This window comes from Prevotella sp. oral taxon 317 str. F0108, from assembly GCF_000162415.1.
Taxonomy (GTDB): domain Bacteria; phylum Bacteroidota; class Bacteroidia; order Bacteroidales; family Bacteroidaceae; genus Prevotella; species Prevotella conceptionensis.
This window is the reverse complement of record NZ_GG740098.1, coordinates 1-902: the sequence shown is the minus strand read 5'-3', so window position 1 is coordinate 902 and position 902 is coordinate 1. Positions and strand designations below refer to the sequence as shown.

Genomic DNA, 902 nt, shown 5'->3' with positions numbered 1-902 from the left:
CTGGCTTTTCCCATTCACCTTTGCCTGTGGTCCCCCATATCCATTGAGTTTTAACACATGCCTAATAGAAGTTATGCAGACTGTCCACATGCTTCATCCCATTTTTCCAATGCTTCCGCCATTACAAGGATTTTGACCATCTCCTTGTCGTTGCCGCTGATCATAGCCATAAGTTGTTGTGGCGTCACCCCAAGCGTTTCTCCTAAAACGCGAAGAATGCGTTCGATACAGGCTAGAACTCGCTTCCATAACGTGAGTGCCATGAGTTCGCCCTCCATGTCCGAAAAGAGTTCGCCCATGGTTTGATATTCTGTGAACCTCTTTTCCAGGGCCATGACGATATATGTAAGGTAACACAGCGTTGCGTCGGCTATCTGACCGTTAAAGTCGCAACCTTGATAACCCCCTAATCCGAGATACTGCTTAGTCTCCTTGTTCATCACCTCTATGTTCCATCTGATCTGGTACACTTCAAAGGCTTTTACGAAAGACATCGTGGTGTCCGTGGTGAGCAGGACGTTCCATGCGGAGTTCCTACCATACTTGATGAGGAAGATTCTAACAGGTATGTCTCCCAAGTTGCCGTTGAGCTGAATGTATCGACATTTATACTTACGGCAGTTCTTTCCCCGTTCGCGTTCATAGGTGGCAATGAGTTCCGCTGCATTTTTCTTCCTGCCTGATACGGTGTATCTCGTCTTCCCCATCTTTGCAAGTCCGACAAAGTGCATTGCACCTTTACCTATGCCCCTGACGCATGCCATAAGCTGCTCGCAAGTGAACCAACTGTCGGTAATCACATACTTCGCACGTAACCCCATCTTCCATCCACGGCGAAGCATAGCCATGGCAACTTCCATCTTGGACGTCTTGCACTCTTGAAAGCGCTCATAGTCGGGGTT

1 pseudogene is annotated in these 902 nt (G+C 48.1%); it reads right to left on the bottom strand.

Going from position 1 to position 902, the window contains the following annotated elements:
- Positions 1-71 precede the first annotated feature (71 nt).
- Positions 72-902: pseudogene (locus HMPREF0670_RS15080) on the bottom strand (IS4 family transposase); the annotation flags it as partial.